This is a genomic window from Citrobacter sp. B72, from assembly GCF_016894305.1.
GTDB lineage: Bacteria > Pseudomonadota > Gammaproteobacteria > Enterobacterales > Enterobacteriaceae > Citrobacter > Citrobacter portucalensis.
Map to the genome: position 1 here is coordinate 1,485,801 of NZ_CP069801.1, position 17,366 is coordinate 1,503,166.

The window sequence follows — 17,366 nt, forward strand, 5'->3', positions numbered from 1 at the left end:
TAAAAGATCATGAAAAAGAACCGTTCTGCAAACTTGCACCATCTTTATCATGAAGTATTACCCGAAGACGTTAAACTGACGCCGAAAGTGGAAGTGGACAACGTTCACCAACGGCGAACAACGGATGTGTATGAGCACGCGCTGACGATTACCGCCTGGCAGCAGATCTACGACCAGCTGCATCCGGGAAAATTTCATGGCGAGTTCACGGAAATCCTGCTCGATGATATTCAGGTGTTCCGTGAATACACCGGACTGGCGCTGCGTCAGTCGTGCCTTGTCTGGCCAAACTCATTTTGGTTTGGCATTCCGGCCACGCGCGGCGAGCAGGGATTTATTGGTACCCAGTGTTTGGGTAGCGCTGAAATTGCCACCCGCCCAGGCGGGACGGAGTTTGAACTGAGTACCCCAGATGATTACACCATTTTGGGTGTCGTCATTTCGGAAGAGGCCATTGCTCGTCAGGCCAACTTCCTGCATAACCCGGAAAGGGTGTTGCATATGCTGCGCAATCAGTCGGCGCTGGAAGTTAAAGAACAACACAAAGCCGCGCTATGGGGCTTTGTGCAGCAGGCGCTGGCGACGTTTAGTGAGAATCCTGAAAACCTTCACCAACCCGCGGTGCGTAAAGTGTTGGGGGATAACCTGCTGCTGGCGATGGGCACCATGCTGGAAGAAGCGCAGCCGATTATGACTGCGGAGAGCATCAGCCATCAGAGCTATCGTCGCTTGCTGTCACGTGCGCGCGAATATGTGCTGGAAAATATGTCAGAGCCGCTGACCGTGCTCGACTTATGCAATCAGCTGCACGTTAGCCGCCGGACGTTGCAAAACGCCTTTCACGCGATCCTCGGTATTGGCCCGAATGCCTGGTTGAAACGTATTCGCCTGAACGCCGTGCGCCGTGAGTTGATAAGCCCATGGTCACAGAGTGCGACGGTGAAAGACGCCGCCATGCAGTGGGGATTCTGGCATTTAGGGCAGTTTGCCACCGACTACCAGCAGCTGTTTGCGGAGAAACCGTCGTTGACGCTGCATCAGCGTATGCGCCAGTGGGCATGATGAGATTATTGTGCCGGATGCGACGCTAACGCGTCTTATCCGGCCTACGGGTTTGCCGTTGTTGCAGGCCTGATAAGCGTAGCGCCATCAGGCAATTACACCCAGTCGCGGACCTGAATAAACTCGCTAAGGGCAGCTTCCGGGCTGTTCGCTTCTGGCTGCCAGTCATACTCCCAGCGTACCAGCGGCGGCATCGACATCAGAATCGATTCCGTGCGCCCGCCGGTTTGCAAACCGAACAACGTGCCGCGATCCCACACCAGATTAAATTCCACATAGCGCCCACGACGATAAAGCTGGAAATTACGTTCGCGCTCGCCCCAGCTCATCATTTTACGGCGTTCGACGATGGGCAGATACGCCTCGGTGTATCCTTGACCTACCGCCTGCATAAAAGCGAAGCAGTGGTCGAAATCAGGGGTATTCAAATCATCGAAAAACAGCCCGCCAATGCCGCGCTGCTCGTTGCGGTGCTTGAGGAAGAAGTAGTCATCGCACCACTTTTTGTAACGTGGATAAACGTCATCGCCAAACGGCTGGCACAGGTCCCGCGCCGTGCGATGCCAGTGAACCGCATCCTCATCAAAGCCGTAGTAGGGCGTTAAGTCAAAGCCACCGCCAAACCACCACACGGGATCGGCCCCCGGTTTTTCCGCGATAAAAAACCGTACGTTGGCATGACTGGTTGGAATGTAGGGATTCTGCGGGTGCACCACCAACGAGACGCCCATGGCTTCAAAACTGCGCCCGGCAAGCTCCGGGCGATGCGCGGTAGCCGAGGCCGGCATTGCATCGCCGTGGACGTGGGAGAAGTTGACGCCTGCTTGCTCGAAAATACCGCCGTTACGCAACACCCGACTGCGCCCGCCGCCGCCCGCTTCGCGTTGCCAGTTATCCTCAACAAATTCGCTGCCGTCTACGGTGGATAACTGCTGACAAATTTCATCCTGCAGGCTGAGCAGGAACTGTTTTACGCGCTGTGCATCGGGCTTCATGGTTAACGTTTCTTCGAGTGTGCTTTCTGGTTATCAAACCAGTGGAAATAGCTGATGATGCCATTGGCGATAGCGGTGGCGATTTTCTGACGAAACGCCGCCGTACCCAGCAATCGTTCTTCTTCCGGGTTGGTGATGAACGAGGTTTCGACCAGGACCGACGGAATCGAAGGTGATTTTAGCACCACGAAGGCGGCCTGTTCCGTGCTGCGACTGTGCAGACGGTGTACCGGCTTGATCTTCTTAAGAATATGCGAGCCTAACGTCAGGCTGTTTTTTATGGTGTCAGTTTGCACCAGATCGAACAGCACCTGCTGCAACAAATGATCTTTGTCAGTGGCCTTCTTTCCGGCGACTTCATCGGCCCGGTTTTCACGATCGGACAGATATTTCGCCATGGCGCTACTGGCGCCGCGATTGGATAAGGCAAAGACCGAAGCACCCGCAGCGCTCGGATTGGTAAAACCGTCGGCGTGGATCGACATGAACAGATCGGCACCATGTTTGTGGGCGATCTCGACGCGATCGTAGAGCGGAATAAACGTATCGCCGGAGCGGGTCAGGCGTGCATCAATCCCCTGGTTACGTAGGATCGAGCGCACGTTTTTGGCAATCGCCAGTACCACGTGCTTTTCTTTCGACCCGTTGCGACCAATTGCGCCGGTATCAATCCCTCCGTGCCCCGGATCAAGGACAACAACGCGCTTAGCACCGGATTTTTTCGCTTTCGGTTTGCTGTGTCCATTGCTGGTCTTTAGCGCTTCTTCTTTAGCGATGGCTTGTGACATGCCTGACAGCGTCAGGGCGGCCAGCCCGGCTTTCAGCACCTGGCGGCGCGATGTGAGTGTTTTTAGTGGTTTAAAAGTGCTCATACGGCCTGAGTTGTAAAAAAAAGGTTCTAAACGTTATATCGTATCGCGTAGTCCGTTGCGACGGATCGAGATAAGAATTGTTTTACTTTTCATTTCAATACGTGACAATTCCGTATTATGCCATTTTTTCCGCCGCTTCGCGTCAGATATTGGCTAAATCAGCCGTTCGCGCCATAATCGCTTTTTAACGTCCTGAAAAGGTGCCCAATACCATGGAAATACGCGTTTTTCGCCAGGAAGATTTCGAAGAGGTGATCACCCTCTGGGAGCGTTGTGATTTGCTGCGTCCATGGAACGACCCTGAAATGGACATCGAACGTAAAGTCAATCATGACGTCAGCTTGTTCCTCGTCGCTGAAGTGAACGGCGAGGTGGTCGGTACGGTGATGGGCGGATACGACGGGCATCGCGGTTCCGCCTATTACCTGGGCGTGCATCCTGAGTTTCGCGGACGCGGTATTGCCAATGCGCTGCTCAACCGGCTGGAGAAAAAGCTCATTGCCCGCGGTTGTCCGAAGATTCAAATCATGGTGCGTGACGATAACGACGTCGTACAGGGCATGTATGAACGTTTGGGCTATGAACATGCGGATGTACTCAATCTGGGCAAGCGTTTGATCGAAGATGAAGAGTACTGAGTTTCATCCGGCCGACTATGACGGTCATGGGCGTCTGCGCCTGCCTTTTCTCTTCTGGTGCGTACTGCTGTTGCAGGCACGCACCTGGGTTTTGTTTGTGATTGCCGGTTCTTCCCGTGAGCAGGGCAACACCTTGCTGAATCTGTTTTATCCCGATCATGACGCATTCTGGCTGGGGTTGCTTCCCGGCGTTCCCGCCGTGTTGGCGTTTTTACTCAGTGGGCGACGCTTTGCGTTTCCGGTGCTCTGGCGCTGGCTGCGCGGATTATTGATTCTCGCTCAACTGGTGCTGCTGTGCTGGCAGCCGGTGATGTGGCTGGCAGGCGATCCTCTCAATGGCGTCGGGCTGGCGCTGCTGGTGGCGGATATTGTCGCGCTGATCTGGCTGTTAACCAATCAACGTCTGCGCGCCTGTTTTTCCCTTGAGAAAGAATAACGGCACTTTTTGGGGAAACCGGACTCCAAGCAACGTTGATAAATAAGGAAGGAAGTGAAATGAAATCACTGCGTTTGACTTTATGCGCGATGCCGCTGCTACTGGCCGGGTGTTCAACGTTGTCCTCGGTGAACTGGTCTGCCGCCAATCCGTGGAACTGGTTTGGTTCTTCAACGCAGGTCACAGAGCAGGGCGTAGGAGCGTTAACGGGCGCTACGCCGCTGGATGAAAAAGCCATTGCTGATGCGCTGGACGGTGATTACCGCCTGCGTAGCGGAATGAAGACCGATAACGGTAATGTGGTGCGCTTCTATGAAGCTATGAAAGACGACAAGCTGGCGATAGTCATCAACGGCAGCCAGGGAACCATCAGTCGTATTGATGTATTAGATCACGATATTTCGTCAGCCGCGGGTGTCGAAATCGGTACACCGTTTAGCGACCTTTACACTAAAGCTTATGGTAATTGCCAAAAAGCAACCGGTGATGACAGCGCGGGCGTTGAGTGTAAAGCTGAGGGAAGTCAACATATTAGCTATATTTTTTCCGGTGAATGGAGCGGACCTGAGGATATAATGCCGTCTGACGACACGCTGAAAGCGTGGAAAGTAAGCAAAATTATCTGGCGGCGTTAATTTGCGTCTGAACAAATCGGCTTGTTAAAAAAACAGGTAGAATAGCACCCATCAATGCCACGATGTCGTGGCATCTTTTTTTCAGGAGGAACAATGTCTCAGGTTCAGAGTGGCATTTTGCCAGAACATTGCCGTGCGGCGATTTGGATTGAAGCCAATGTTAAAGGCGACGTTGATGCCCTGCGTGCGGCCAGCAAAACCTTCGCCGATAAGCTGGCGACCTTTGAAGCTAAGTTCCCGGATGCGCATCTGGGCGCGGTTGTCGCTTTTGGCAACAACACCTGGCGTGCATTGAGCGGCGGCGTCGGTGCTGAAGAGTTAAAAGACTTTATCCCTTACGGTAAAGGTCTGGCACCAGCAACCCAATATGACGTGTTGATCCATATTCTCTCTTTGCGTCATGACGTGAATTTCTCCGTTGCGCAGGCGGCAATGGAAGCATTTGGCGACTGTATTGAAGTTAAAGAAGAAATCCACGGTTTCCGTTGGGTCGAAGAGCGCGATCTCAGCGGCTTTGTTGACGGTACGGAAAACCCGGCAGGTGAAGAAACGCGCCGTGAAGTTGCCGTTATCAAAGATGGTGTGGATGCCGGTGGCAGCTATGTGTTTGTGCAGCGTTGGGAACATAACCTGAAGCAGCTTAATCGCATGAGCATCCATGACCAGGAAATGATGATTGGTCGTACCAAGGAAGCCAACGAAGAGATCGACGGTGATGACCGTCCGGTCACCTCTCACCTGAGCCGTGTTGACCTAAAAGAAGACGGTAAAGGGCTGAAAATTGTGCGCCAGAGCCTGCCATACGGTACTGCCAGCGGCACGCATGGTCTCTATTTCTGCGCCTACTGCGCTCGTCTGTACAACATTGAACAACAATTGCTGAGCATGTTTGGTGACACTGACGGTAAGCGTGATGCGATGCTGCGCTTCACCAAACCGGTAACCGGCGGCTATTACTTTGCACCGTCGCTGGACCGTTTAATGGCGCTGTAATGGTGAGCTGATCCTGTTATCGGCCACGAAATAGACATCCCCGCATCGTCGGGGATTTTTTTTACCTGAGATTAACCTGATTTAGTGAGCTATTCCTCAGCACTAATTTGTTATTGCTGTATCTTCTGCGTGAATGAAGCGAAGGCTTCATATTCAAAAGGAGAATATTGAAATGGGAAAACTCACGGGCAAAACAGCATTGATTACGGGCGCATCTCAGGGTATTGGCGAGGGTATCGCCAGAACGTTTGCCCGCCATGGTGCGAACTTAATCCTGCTGGATATCTCCGATGAGATTGAAAAACTGGCGGATGAGTTGGCTGGGCGTGGGCACCGTTGCACAGCCGTTCACGCTGACGTCAGAGATTTTGCGTCGGTCAAGGAAGCGGTGACGCGCGCGAAGCAGATTGAAGGCAAAATCGATATTCTGGTGAACAATGCCGGCGTATGCCGCCTCGGCAACTTCCTTGATATGAGCGATGAAGATCGCGATTTCCACATTGATATCAACATTAAAGGCGTCTGGAACGTGACGAAAGCCGTTCTGCCGGAGATGATTGCGCGCAAAGACGGGCGCATCGTGATGATGTCATCGGTGACCGGCGATATGGTTGCTGACCCGGGCGAAACGGCCTACGCGCTGTCGAAAGCCGCGATCATCGGTTTGACCAAATCCCTGGCGGTAGAATATGCGCAGTCCGGCATTCGCGTGAATGCCATTTGCCCTGGCTACGTTCGTACGCCGATGGCGGAAAGCATTGCGCGACAGTCTAACCCGGAAGATCCTGAATCCGTTTTAGTCGAAATGGCGAAAGCGATCCCGATGCGTCGTCTGGCCTGCCCGCTTGAGGTCGGTGAACTGGCGGCGTTCCTGGCATCGGATGAGTCCAGTTATTTAACTGGCACGCAAAACGTGATTGATGGCGGCAGCACCCTGCCTGAAAGCGTTAGCGTCGGCGTCTGATTGATGCCGGTCTCCTCCCCATGTGCTGGGGAGGAGGTACCCCTTATTCTCTTTTCAACTTTCAAATCATCAAACGGTATATAAAACCGTTACTCCTTTAGCACTGGTTATAAATATGATGACCATAAGAAAGTCATTTAATTTATAAGGGTGCGCAATGGCCGTTAACTTACTGAAAAAAAGAACACTGACGCTGGCAGCCATGCTGTTGCTGGTGGGGCAAGCGCAGGCAACGGAACTGCTGAACAGTTCATACGATGTTTCCCGCGAGCTGTTTGCCGCCCTTAATCCGCCGTTTGAACAGCAATGGGCGAAGGATAACGGCGGCGACAAACTGACGATTAAACAATCTCATGCCGGGTCATCAAAACAGGCGTTGGCGATTTTGCAGGGGCTGAAAGCTGACGTCGTGACCTATAACCAGGTGACCGACGTGCAGATCCTGCATGACAAAGGCAAGCTGATCCCTGCCGACTGGCAAAGCCGCCTGCCGAATAACAGTTCGCCATTCTATTCCACCATGGCGTTTTTGGTGCGTAAGGGCAACCCGAAGAATATCCACGAATGGAACGATCTGGTTCGCCCGGACGTGAAGCTGATTTTCCCGAACCCGAAGACTTCCGGTAACGCGCGTTATACCTATCTGGCTGCGTGGGGCGCGGCAGATAAAGCTGACGGTGGTGATAAAGCCAAAACCGAACAGTTTATGACCCAGTTTCTGAAAAACGTGGAAGTATTTGATACCGGCGGTCGTGGTGCAACTACCACCTTCGTGGAGCGCGGTCTGGGCGACGTACTGATTACCTTTGAATCGGAAGTGAACAATATCCGTAAACAGTACGAAGACCAGGGCTTCGAAGTGGTGGTGCCGAAGGTCAACATTCTGGCGGAGTTCCCGGTGGCCTGGGTAGATAAAAATGTGCAGGCCAACGGTACTGAAAAAGCGGCGAAAGCTTACCTGAACTGGCTGTACAGCCCGCAGGCGCAAACCATCATTACCGATTTCTACTACCGCGTGAATAACCCGCAGGTAATGGACAAGCTGAAAGATAAATTCCCGCAGACCGAATTGTTCCGTGTGGAAGATAAGTTTGGCTCGTGGCCTGAAGTGATGAAAACGCACTTTGTCAGCGGCGGTGAGCTGGACAAACTGCTGGCGGCGGGGCGTAAGTAAATGTTTGCTGTTTCTTCCCGACGTGTGCTGCCCGGCTTCACTTTGAGCCTGGGCACCAGCTTACTGTTTGTCTGCCTGATATTGCTGCTGCCGCTGAGCGCGCTGGTGATGCAACTGGCGCAAATGAGCTGGGCGCAATACTGGGATGTGATTACCAATCCGCAGGTGGTGGCGGCTTATAAAGTGACGCTGCTGTCGGCGTTTGTGGCGTCGATTTTTAACGGCGTGTTCGGTTTGCTGATGGCGTGGATCTTAACCCGCTATCGCTTTCCGGGCCGTACGCTGTTGGATGCGCTGATGGACCTGCCGTTTGCACTGCCTACGGCGGTGGCAGGTCTGACGCTGGCGTCACTGTTTTCGGTTAATGGCTTCTACGGCGAGTGGCTGGCGAAGCTGGATATCAAGGTGACCTACACCTGGCTCGGTATCGCGGTAGCGATGGCCTTTACCAGCATTCCGTTTGTGGTGCGTACCGTGCAACCGGTACTGGAAGAGTTAGGCCCGGAATATGAAGAAGCGGCGGAAACGCTCGGTGCTACGCGCTGGCAGAGTTTCCGTAAAGTAGTGCTGCCGGAGCTGTCTCCTGCGCTGGTGGCGGGCGTTGCGCTGTCGTTTACCCGCAGCCTTGGTGAGTTTGGCGCGGTTATTTTTATCGCCGGAAACATCGCATGGAAAACGGAAGTGACCTCGCTGATGATTTTTGTTCGCTTGCAGGAGTTTGACTACCCGGCCGCCAGCGCGATTGCTTCTGTGATCCTCGGGGCGTCGTTGTTGCTGCTGTTTTCAATTAACACCTTGCAAAGTCGCTTCGGTCGACGCGTGGTAGGTCACTGATGGCAGACATTACTCAATTGAAACGCTATGACGCACCCCGCATTAACTGGGGTAAATGGTTTCTGATCGGCACGGGCATGCTGGTATCGACCTTTATTTTGCTGGTACCGATGATTTATATCTTCGTGCAGGCGTTCAGTAAGGGATTAATGCCGGTACTACAGAACCTGGCTGACCCGGATATGCTGCATGCCATTTGGCTGACGGTGCTGATTGCGCTAATTGCGGTGCCGGTGAACCTGGTGTTTGGTGTGTTGCTGGCCTGGCTGGTGACCCGTTTTAACTTCCCAGGACGCCAACTACTACTAACGTTACTGGATATTCCATTTGCTGTCTCGCCGGTGGTCGCCGGTCTGGTCTATCTGCTGTTTTACGGCTCTAACGGCCCGCTTGGTGGGTGGCTGGATGAGCATAATCTGCAAATTATGTTTGCCTGGCCGGGGATGGTGCTGGTGACAGTGTTCGTGACCTGTCCGTTTGTGGTGCGTGAGCTGGTGCCGGTGATGTTAAGCCAGGGCAGCAATGAAGATGAAGCGGCTGTGTTGCTGGGTGCATCCGGCTGGCAGATGTTCCGCCGCGTTACGCTGCCGAATATCCGTTGGGCATTGCTGTACGGTGTGGTATTGACCAACGCCCGTGCGATAGGCGAATTCGGCGCAGTGTCGGTGGTTTCCGGCTCGATTCGCGGCGAAACCCTATCGCTGCCGCTACAGATTGAATTACTGGAGCAGGACTACAACACGGTCGGCTCCTTTACCGCCGCGGCGCTATTAACGCTGATGGCGATTATTACCCTGTTTTTGAAGAGCATGTTGCAATGGCGTCTGGAGAACCAGGAAAAACGCGCGCAGCAGGAGGAAAATCATGAGCATTGAGATTGCCAATATTAAGAAGTCTTTTGGTCGCACCCAGGTGCTGAACGATATCTCGCTGGATATTCCTTCAGGTCAGATGGTCGCGCTGCTGGGGCCATCCGGCTCGGGCAAAACCACGCTGCTGCGCATTATTGCCGGGCTGGAGCATCAGTCCAGCGGGCATATCCGTTTTCACGGTACCGACGTCAGCCGATTGCACGCCCGCGACCGTAAGGTGGGGTTCGTGTTCCAGCACTATGCGCTGTTTCGTCATATGACCGTTTTCGACAATATCGCGTTTGGTCTGACGGTCCTGCCACGGCATGAGCGCCCGAATGCGGCGGCCATCAAAGCAAAAGTGACCAAACTGCTGGAAATGGTTCAACTGGCTCATCTGGCGGACCGTTTCCCGGCACAGCTCTCCGGCGGGCAAAAACAGCGCGTGGCGTTGGCGCGTGCGCTGGCGGTAGAGCCGCAGATCCTGCTGCTCGACGAACCGTTTGGCGCGCTTGATGCGCAGGTGCGCAAAGAGCTGCGCCGCTGGCTGCGTCAGTTGCATGAAGAGCTGAAATTTACCAGCGTGTTTGTTACCCACGACCAGGAAGAAGCAACGGAAGTCGCAGACCGCGTGGTGGTGATGAGTCAGGGTCATATCGAACAGGCCGATGCGCCGGATCAGGTATGGCGCGAACCGGCCACCCGTTTTGTGCTGGAGTTTATGGGCGAGGTTAACCGCCTGCAGGGGACGATTCGTGGCGGACAGTTCCATGTGGGCGCACACCGCTGGCCGTTGGGCTATACACCTGGCTACCAGGGACCGGTCGATCTGTTCCTGCGTCCATGGGAAGTGGATGTGAGCCGCCGTACCAGCCTGGATTCGCCACTGCCGGTGCAGGTGCTGGAAGCTAGTCCGAAGGGGCACTACACCCAATTAGTTGTACAACCCCTCGGGTGGTACAACGAACCGCTGACGGTCATCATGCAAGGCGATGATTCCCCGAGCCGCGGTGAACGGCTGTTTGTCGGGCTGCAAAATGCACGTTTGTATAACGGCGACCAGCGTATTGAAACGCGTGAAGAGGAACTTGCCCTGGCGCAATCAGCCTGATAGGTTAATTTGCATAGTTATCGCCCGGTGGCGCTACGCTTACCGGGCTTTTTTACGAGCTGAAAACGTGAACACATTAGAAAAAACAATTGGCAATACGCCTCTGGTGAAATTACAACGTCTGGCGCCGGATAACGGTAGTGAAATTTGGGTCAAGCTGGAAGGCAATAATCCCGCAGGTTCGGTGAAAGACCGCGCCGCGTTGTCGATGATCGTCGAAGCGGAAAAGCGCGGAGAAATTAAGCCAGGCGACGTGCTGATTGAGGCTACCAGCGGTAATACCGGAATTGCGCTGGCAATGATCGCCGCGCTGAAGGGCTACCGCATGAAGCTGTTGATGCCAGACAACATGAGTCAGGAGCGCCGTGCGGCGATGCGCGCCTATGGTGCCGAGCTGATTCTGGTCACCAAAGAGCAGGGGATGGAAGGCGCGCGCGATTTAGCTCTTGAAATGGCGCAGCGTGGAGAAGGTAAGTTGCTGGATCAGTTTAATAATCCGGATAACCCCTACGCGCATTACACCACCACCGGACCGGAAATCTGGCAGCAGACGTCAGGTCGTATTACCCACTTTGTCTCCAGTATGGGAACGACAGGCACCATTACCGGTGTGTCGCGTTTTCTGCGTGAGCAAGAAAAAGCGGTCACTATCGTTGGCCTGCAGCCGGAAGAGGGCAGTAGTATTCCGGGAATTCGCCGCTGGCCTGCGGAATATATGCCGGGCATTTTTAACGCCTCGCTGGTGGATGAGGTGCTGGATATTCATCAGAATGATGCCGAAAATACCATGCGTGAACTGGCCGTGCGTGAAGGAATTTTCTGCGGTGTCAGCTCTGGCGGCGCGGTCGCGGGCGCGTTACGCGTTGCACGTGCTACGCCCGGCGCGGTAGTTGTGGCGATCATCTGCGATCGCGGCGATCGCTACCTTTCGACCGGCGTCTTTGGTGAAGAGCACTTTAATCAGGGGCTGGGAATTTAACTTTTTGGCCTGATAAGCGCAGCGCCATCAGGTAACTGCCTGGCACGATGGCCGGATAATGTTTTATCCGGCCAGGGATGATTAATCGTTACGTTTTTCCACCAGCTTATCCAGGAATTGCCACAGCTTCTCATTCATTTGCTGGTAGTCCCAGGCGCGCATCTCTTCAACCGGGCGGATGAAGCGTTTCCCTTCAGCTTCAGCCAACTCTTGCTCTGAGTGCTGAATTAATCCTTCAATCGCGTCAGCTGTGAACTCCATATGGCACTGAAAACCATAAACAAAATTACCGTATTGCACGATTTGTCGTGGGCAGCCTTCGCTGGCAGCAAGAATTATCGCCTGGTCGGTTAACCCCGGCATGTCGTTGTGCCAGTGACCGACGATAAGCGATGAGCCGAAATGGCTGAACAGCGGGTTCTGTTGACCGGCTTCGGTCAGAACGATGGGGTAGTGACCAATTTCTTTTTCCGGACTCTGGCACACCTTCGCACCCAGCGCTTCGCCGATTAACTGTGAACCCAGGCAGATCCCCACCACAATTTTACGTGCCGCAATCGCCTGGTTGATCAGATGCTGCTCGGCCTGAGAATCAAAGTACGGGCACTCTGCCAGCGTGGTTCGTGGTGACTGCGGACCGCCAAACACCACCAACATATCGAAATCATCGGCGTTCGCAGGGACCGCTTCTCCGGCATAAACGCGCGACCAACTGACGCTATAGCTGCGTGATTCGGCCCACGGCAGATATGCGCCAGCAGATTCGAAAGACTCATGAATAACAAAATGAACTCGCACTTTTTCTCTCCTGTTAGCGTTTTAGCGCCTGATGAATATCAACCGCCAGCTTATCAATGTCGCTGTCTTCTAATGTTGACAGCGTAATGCGTAAACCGTGGGCAGGCGTATTGACGCCAAACACTTCGCCTTCCCGCACCAGCCAGCCGGACTTTGCCAACGCAAAAGCGATCGCCTGGCTGTTATCTTCCAGCGGTAGCCACATATTCAGACCGTCACCAACGGGCAACTCAATGCCATGTCGCCGCAGTGCTGCCGCCAACGTTTGCTGCTGGGCGGCGTAAAACTGCTGAGTTTGCGCCAGCGTATGTTGATAAGTCTCGTCACTCAGGCAGGCGCAGGCCAAATCCTGCAGCAGGTGGCTGACCCACTGACTGCCGGAGTTGAGCCGTAAACGTAGCTTCCCTGAAGTGAGCGGATCGCTGGCCACAATGGCCAGGCGTAAATCCGGACCTAACGTTTTTGACATCGAACGGACAATCGCCCAGTGCGTGGTTTCCTTCGCAATCACCGGATACCAGTGGCAAGCAGATAGCAGCGCAAAGTGGTCGTCGACGATCACCAGCGTCTGCGGATAGCGGGCCAGGATTTCCTGCAATTGCGCCGCGCGTGAAGCGCTCAGGCTGCATCCTGTCGGGTTATGCGCGCGCGGTGTCAGAATCACTGCCCGCGCACCTTTCTGTAGCGCGAGTTCCAGTTGGTCCGGCAGCATGCCTTCGTAGTCAACATTGGCCGGACTGGCGGAGAAACCAGCATAACGCAGCATGTTGATGCTGCTCAAAAAGCATGGATCTTCTACGACAACGCTATCACCAGGCAGTAAATGGGCGCACAGTAGCCGTTCGATAGCATCAATAGCGCCGCTGGTGATATCAATTTCCCCTTTGCCGGGCATTGCATTTTGCATCCATTGTGATGCCCATACCTTAAGCCCTGGTGACACAGCGGCATCGCCGTACAAACGCGGATTCTTATTTATCTTCGCGAAATAACTACTCAGGTCAGGAAGACGCGAGGGCGCTGGATTACCGCCGGAAAGATCGATAAGCGGGGTATCCGGATTACCACCTTCCAGCGCAACGGGGGCAGTAATCCCCTTAATCACCGTGCCGTTGCGTCCCAGGCTCTGCGCCAACCCGGAGGTGACCAGGCGTTTGTAAGCCGCCGCGACAGTATTACGGTTCACGTTTAATGCCGTTGCCAGTTCCCGCACTGGCGGCAACGTTTCGCCTGCTGCCAGCGTGCCTGTAGTGACATGTTGACGGATACTGTCAAAAATTTCGTTAGCGGTTTTTCCGTCGATCATTATTGACCTATGACAAAATGAATTTTAGCATATGACGATAATAGTGAGGCGTAGGCCCGCTGTCCAGCGAGAGGAGAAATTTATGGAGCAGGAGAGTGATATCCAGTCAGTGCTCTTTGACGACACGAATCGGGCGTTACAGACCGATATCGTCGCCGTCCAGTCACAGGTGGTGTATGGCAGCGTAGGCAACAGTATCGCTGTTCCGGCTATTAAAGCGCAGGGATTACGCGTGACGGCAGTACCCACGGTACTGTTCAGTAACACCCCGCATTATGAAACCTTTTATGGCGGCGTTATTCCGGCCGAGTGGTTTAGCGGTTATCTCCGCGCCTTAAGCGAGCGTGATGCTCTGCGCGAGCTGAAGGCGGTGACTACAGGATACATGGGCAGCGCAGAGCAAATCGCCTTGCTGGCACAGTGGCTGGAAACCGTTCGGGCAACGCATCCGGACCTGTGCATTTTGGTCGACCCTGTGATTGGCGATACGGATAGCGGTATGTATGTCAAAGCCGAAATCCCGGAGGCTTATCGTCAGCACCTGCTGCCGCTGGCGCAGGGGCTGACGCCGAACGTGTTCGAGCTGCAAATGCTGAGCGGAAAGCCGTGTCGAACGCTTGATGAAGCCATTACGGCGGCACAATCACTGCTCACTGACACCCTGAAATGGGTGGTAATTACCAGCGCGCCGGGGGATACCGAAGAGATTATTAACGTTGCGGTGGTGACGGCTGAAACGGTTGAGGTGTTCGCTCACCCGCGGGTGAAGACGGATTTAAAAGGCACCGGCGATCTGTTCTGTGCTGAACTGGCGAGCGGCATTGTGCTGGGGAAAGCGCTGACTACGGCAGCATACGATGCCGCGCAGCGCGTACTGGACGTCATGAGCTGGACGCATCAGTGCGGTTGTGATGAATTAATTCTGCCACCGGCAGGGGAGGCGCGATGAAGAGTTACCGGCTGGTAGTTCGCCAGAATGGGCGTATGGTTGGACATTTTGACACCAACGGGGCAGCAGCGCTGGAAGATATCTGTGTAGCGCGGGCCATGTTTGGTATTGCGGGTGGCTACGACTGTGAATTGTTAGTGGCAGACTCGGAGCGACGGATGCTGGAAAGCGGGCCGGAAGGGATGAAGATTCTGATGCGCGAGGCGTGTTACCGACCGGTCACCTCACAAATTTAACGCTTTTCCGACCTATAAAAGATAAAAATCGTTATCGGGGTATATACAAAATCATTCAGGTTGCATCAAGGCGGCAAAGGAGAGAATCCCTGGGAGCGTACATGAGTACGTGACTGGGGTGAGCGACTGCAGCCAACACAGAGGCAATCTGAAGGATGAAGTATATAAAAAAAATGGCGCCTGATGGCGCCATTTTTCTCTGCAAAAAGAATTACTTCTTGATGCGGATAACCGGAGTCTCACCCACTGTCACGCTACCGGACAGTTTGATCAGCTCTTTGATTTCGTCCATGTTGGAGATAACAACCGGAGTCAGGGTAGACTTGGCTTTTTCTTCCAGCAGCGGCAGATCGAATTCAATAACCGGGTCGCCCACTTTCACGCGCTGACCTTCTTCAGCGATGCGTTTGAAGCCTTCGCCTTTCAGTTCAACGGTATCAATACCGAAGTGAACAAACAGCTCAATGCCGCTGTCGGATTCGATAGAGAAAGCGTGGTTGGTTTCAAAGATTTTGCCGATGGTGCCATCAACAGGGGCAACCATTTTGTTACCGGTTGGTTTGATAGCAATGCCATCACCAACGATTTTTTCAGCAAAAACTACATCCGGCACGTCTTCGATGTTGACGATCTCGCCAGAGAGCGGAGCAACGATCTCAATAGTTCCGGTGTCTTTCTTATCATCAGAAACCAGAGATTTCAGTTTATCGAACAAACCCATGATCTTCTCCTAAGCAGTAAATTGGGCCGCATCTCGTGGATTAGCAGATTGTTTTTTCTTCAATGAACTTGTTAACCAGCGTCATTAACTCGTCCGTTGTCGGTTGAGCAAGAGCCTGCTCTGCTAACACCTTCGCATCTTCGAAGTTCGTGTTACGGATAATCTTCTTAATGCGCGGGATAGAAATGGCGCTCATAGAGAATTCGTCCAGACCCATCCCCAGCAACAGAAGTGTAGCACGTTCGTCGCCTGCAAGCTCACCACACATGCCAGTCCATTTGCCTTCAGCATGAGAAGCATCAATAACTTGCTTGATCAGCGTCAGCACAGATGGCGACATCGGTTGGTAAAGGTGTGAAATCATATCATTACCACGGTCAACTGCCAGGGTGTACTGCGTTAAATCATTGGTGCCGATACTAAAGAAATCAACTTCTTTGGCTAAATGACGCGCAATTGTTGCCGCTGCCGGTGTTTCCACCATCACGCCAATCTCAATGCTTTCGTCAAAAGCTTTACCTTCGTCGCGCAGTTCCTGTTTGTAGATTTCAATCTCTTTGCGCAGTGCACGCACTTCTTCAACAGAGATGATCATCGGGAACATGATGCGCAGTTTACCGAAAGCGGAGGCGCGCAGGATAGCGCGAACCTGGTCACGCAGGATCTCTTTACGATCCATGGCGATACGCACGGCACGCCAGCCCAGGAACGGGTTCTCTTCTTTCGGGAAGTTCATGTACGGCAGCTCTTTATCGCCGCCGATGTCCATGGTACGGACGATGACCGCCTGAGAGCCACAGGCTTCAGCAACGGCTTTATACGCAGCAAACTGTTCTTCTTCAGTTGGCAGCGACTCACGGTCCATGAACAGGAATTCGGTGCGGTACAGACCCACACCTTCAGCGCCGTTACGCTCGGCGCCTTCAACGTCACGAACGGTACCGATGTTGGCGCAAACTTCAACCTGGTGACCGTCCAGCGTGATAGCCGGCAGATCTTTCAGCTTAGCGAGTTCCGCTTTCTCGGTTGCAACCTGCTCCTGAACGGCACGCAGTTGCTCGATAACGTCGTTGGTCGGATTGACGTAAACCTGGTTGTTTACGGCATCCAGAATCAGATAGTCGTCGTTTTTCACCTGAGAGGTGACGCTACCCGTACCTACGATGGCAGGCAGTTCCAGAGAACGCGCCATGATAGAGGTATGAGAGGTACGTCCGCCCGCGTCAGTGATGAAACCCAGCACCTTGTTCAGGTTTAGCTGTGCGGTTTCAGACGGGGTCAGGTCTGCGGCAACCAGGATAACTTCGTCCTGGATAGCGCTTAGGTCAATAATTGCCAGACCCAGAATGTTACGCAGCAGGCGTTTACCGATGTCACGTACGTCAGCCGCACGTTCTTTCAGGTATTCATCATCCAGCTCTTCCAGGGCTGTGGCCTGACCTTCGATAACTTCATGCGCAGCTGCATCAGCCGTCATGTGCTTATCTTTAATCAGGGCTATGATTTCCTGCTCCAGCTCCTCATCTTCGAGCAGCATGATATGCCCTTCAAAGATGGCTTCTTTTTCTTCACCGAACGTTTCACCAGCTTTGGTTTTGATCGCTTCCAGTTGCGCAGATGCCTTGGCACGACCGCTCAGAAAACGTTCAACTTCCTGATCAACCTTGTCGGCAGAAATTTTTTTCCGGTCAATGACGATCTCGTCTTCTTTCAGCAGCAATGCTTTACCGAAAGCGATACCCGGGGATGCTAAAATGCCTGAAATCATAACCCTACCTTACTTGTGACTGATATTTAAAAGAACTCGTTGAA

General features: G+C 53.5%; 19 protein-coding genes. 13 read left to right on the plus strand and 6 right to left on the minus strand.

The features are described 5' to 3' along the window. Positions 1 to 9: 9 nt before the first annotated feature. Complete coding sequence (gene eutR, locus JQN59_RS07010; RefSeq protein ID WP_008785417.1) at positions 10 to 1,062, plus strand: HTH-type transcriptional regulator EutR; 1,053 nt, start codon at positions 10 to 12, stop codon at positions 1,060 to 1,062. A gap of 95 nt (positions 1,063 to 1,157) precedes the next feature. On the opposite strand, the gene hemF is transcribed toward eutR, so the two are convergent. Continuing rightward, the gene (gene hemF, locus JQN59_RS07015) at positions 1,158 to 2,057 is read right to left on the minus strand and encodes an oxygen-dependent coproporphyrinogen oxidase (protein ID WP_048224960.1); all 900 of its coding nucleotides are present in this window, start codon (positions 2,055 to 2,057) and stop codon (positions 1,158 to 1,160) included. A 2-nt stretch (positions 2,058 to 2,059) separates the two neighbouring features. Beyond that, positions 2,060 to 2,929, minus strand: coding sequence for an N-acetylmuramoyl-L-alanine amidase AmiA (amiA, locus tag JQN59_RS07020; RefSeq protein ID WP_003038046.1), 870 nt, complete (start codon positions 2,927 to 2,929; stop codon positions 2,060 to 2,062). Between the two features lie 212 nt (positions 2,930 to 3,141). On the opposite strand from amiA, the gene JQN59_RS07025 reads away from it, so the two are divergent. The 10 genes from JQN59_RS07025 to cysM all read left to right on the plus strand — a co-directional run bounded on the left by JQN59_RS07025 (position 3,142) and on the right by cysM (position 11,544). Beyond that, on the plus strand, positions 3,142 to 3,567 hold the full coding sequence (locus JQN59_RS07025; RefSeq protein WP_003038048.1) for a GNAT family acetyltransferase: 426 nt from the start codon (positions 3,142 to 3,144) through the stop codon (positions 3,565 to 3,567). Beyond that, positions 3,554 to 4,003, plus strand: a complete 450-nt coding sequence (locus JQN59_RS07030; protein WP_008785415.1) for a DUF2919 domain-containing protein — start codon at positions 3,554 to 3,556, stop codon at positions 4,001 to 4,003. The genes JQN59_RS07025 and JQN59_RS07030 overlap by 14 nt, the downstream gene beginning before the upstream one ends. Before the next feature lie 59 nt (positions 4,004 to 4,062). Beyond that, the gene (locus tag JQN59_RS07035; protein ID WP_032944164.1) at positions 4,063 to 4,638 is read left to right on the plus strand and encodes an RpoE-regulated lipoprotein; all 576 of its coding nucleotides are present in this window, start codon (positions 4,063 to 4,065) and stop codon (positions 4,636 to 4,638) included. A gap of 93 nt (positions 4,639 to 4,731) precedes the next feature. Beyond that, positions 4,732 to 5,631 carry a porphyrinogen peroxidase gene (yfeX, locus tag JQN59_RS07040; RefSeq protein ID WP_048215808.1) on the plus strand — a complete coding sequence of 300 codons (900 nt, stop codon included), beginning with the start codon at positions 4,732 to 4,734 and terminating at the stop codon, positions 5,629 to 5,631. A gap of 172 nt (positions 5,632 to 5,803) precedes the next feature. Next, the gene (gene ucpA, locus JQN59_RS07045) at positions 5,804 to 6,595 is read left to right on the plus strand and encodes an SDR family oxidoreductase UcpA (protein WP_003835020.1); all 792 of its coding nucleotides are present in this window, start codon (positions 5,804 to 5,806) and stop codon (positions 6,593 to 6,595) included. A gap of 157 nt (positions 6,596 to 6,752) precedes the next feature. Then, on the plus strand, positions 6,753 to 7,769 hold the full coding sequence (gene cysP, locus JQN59_RS07050) for a thiosulfate/sulfate ABC transporter substrate-binding protein CysP (RefSeq protein WP_003835019.1): 1,017 nt from the start codon (positions 6,753 to 6,755) through the stop codon (positions 7,767 to 7,769). Then, entirely contained in the window at positions 7,770 to 8,603 is an 834-nt protein-coding gene (cysT, locus tag JQN59_RS07055; protein ID WP_003038061.1) for a sulfate/thiosulfate ABC transporter permease CysT, read from the plus strand. It begins immediately after the preceding gene. Next, positions 8,603 to 9,478, plus strand: a complete 876-nt coding sequence (cysW, locus tag JQN59_RS07060; RefSeq protein ID WP_149607883.1) for a sulfate/thiosulfate ABC transporter permease CysW — start codon at positions 8,603 to 8,605, stop codon at positions 9,476 to 9,478. Before cysT ends, cysW begins: the two co-directional genes overlap by 1 nt. Then, the gene (gene cysA / locus JQN59_RS07065; protein ID WP_149607884.1) at positions 9,468 to 10,565 is read left to right on the plus strand and encodes a sulfate/thiosulfate ABC transporter ATP-binding protein CysA; all 1,098 of its coding nucleotides are present in this window, start codon (positions 9,468 to 9,470) and stop codon (positions 10,563 to 10,565) included. The genes cysW and cysA overlap by 11 nt, the downstream gene beginning before the upstream one ends. Before the next feature lie 67 nt (positions 10,566 to 10,632). After that, positions 10,633 to 11,544 carry a cysteine synthase CysM gene (gene cysM / locus JQN59_RS07070; RefSeq protein WP_048215810.1) on the plus strand — a complete coding sequence of 304 codons (912 nt, stop codon included), beginning with the start codon at positions 10,633 to 10,635 and terminating at the stop codon, positions 11,542 to 11,544. Between the two features lie 81 nt (positions 11,545 to 11,625). Here the strand turns inward: cysM and JQN59_RS07075 are convergent, their stop codons facing one another. After that, positions 11,626 to 12,342 (minus strand): type 1 glutamine amidotransferase, encoded by a 717-nt coding sequence (locus JQN59_RS07075; protein ID WP_149607885.1) that lies wholly within the window; start codon positions 12,340 to 12,342, stop codon positions 11,626 to 11,628. A gap of 13 nt (positions 12,343 to 12,355) precedes the next feature. Beyond that, a complete protein-coding gene (gene ptsJ, locus JQN59_RS07080) occupies positions 12,356 to 13,648 on the minus strand; it encodes a MocR-like B6 salvage transcription factor PtsJ (protein ID WP_149607886.1) in 1,293 nt (430 codons plus the stop codon). Positions 13,649 to 13,730: 82 nt separating this feature from the next. On the opposite strand from ptsJ, the gene pdxK reads away from it, so the two are divergent. Both pdxK and JQN59_RS07090 read left to right on the plus strand, forming a co-directional pair. Beyond that, a complete protein-coding gene (gene pdxK / locus JQN59_RS07085; protein WP_149607887.1) occupies positions 13,731 to 14,597 on the plus strand; it encodes a pyridoxine/pyridoxal/pyridoxamine kinase in 867 nt (288 codons plus the stop codon). After that, a complete protein-coding gene (locus tag JQN59_RS07090) occupies positions 14,594 to 14,833 on the plus strand; it encodes a hypothetical protein (RefSeq protein WP_008785406.1) in 240 nt (79 codons plus the stop codon). The genes pdxK and JQN59_RS07090 overlap by 4 nt, the downstream gene beginning before the upstream one ends. Positions 14,834 to 15,044: 211 nt before the next feature. Here JQN59_RS07090 and crr read toward each other — a convergent pair whose 3' ends face one another. Then, the gene (crr, locus tag JQN59_RS07095) at positions 15,045 to 15,554 is read right to left on the minus strand and encodes a PTS glucose transporter subunit IIA (RefSeq protein WP_000522253.1); all 510 of its coding nucleotides are present in this window, start codon (positions 15,552 to 15,554) and stop codon (positions 15,045 to 15,047) included. Positions 15,555 to 15,594: 40 nt separating this feature from the next. Continuing rightward, positions 15,595 to 17,322, minus strand: a complete 1,728-nt coding sequence (gene ptsI / locus JQN59_RS07100; RefSeq protein ID WP_008785405.1) for a phosphoenolpyruvate-protein phosphotransferase PtsI — start codon at positions 17,320 to 17,322, stop codon at positions 15,595 to 15,597. Between the last annotated feature and the right edge of the window lie 44 nt (positions 17,323 to 17,366).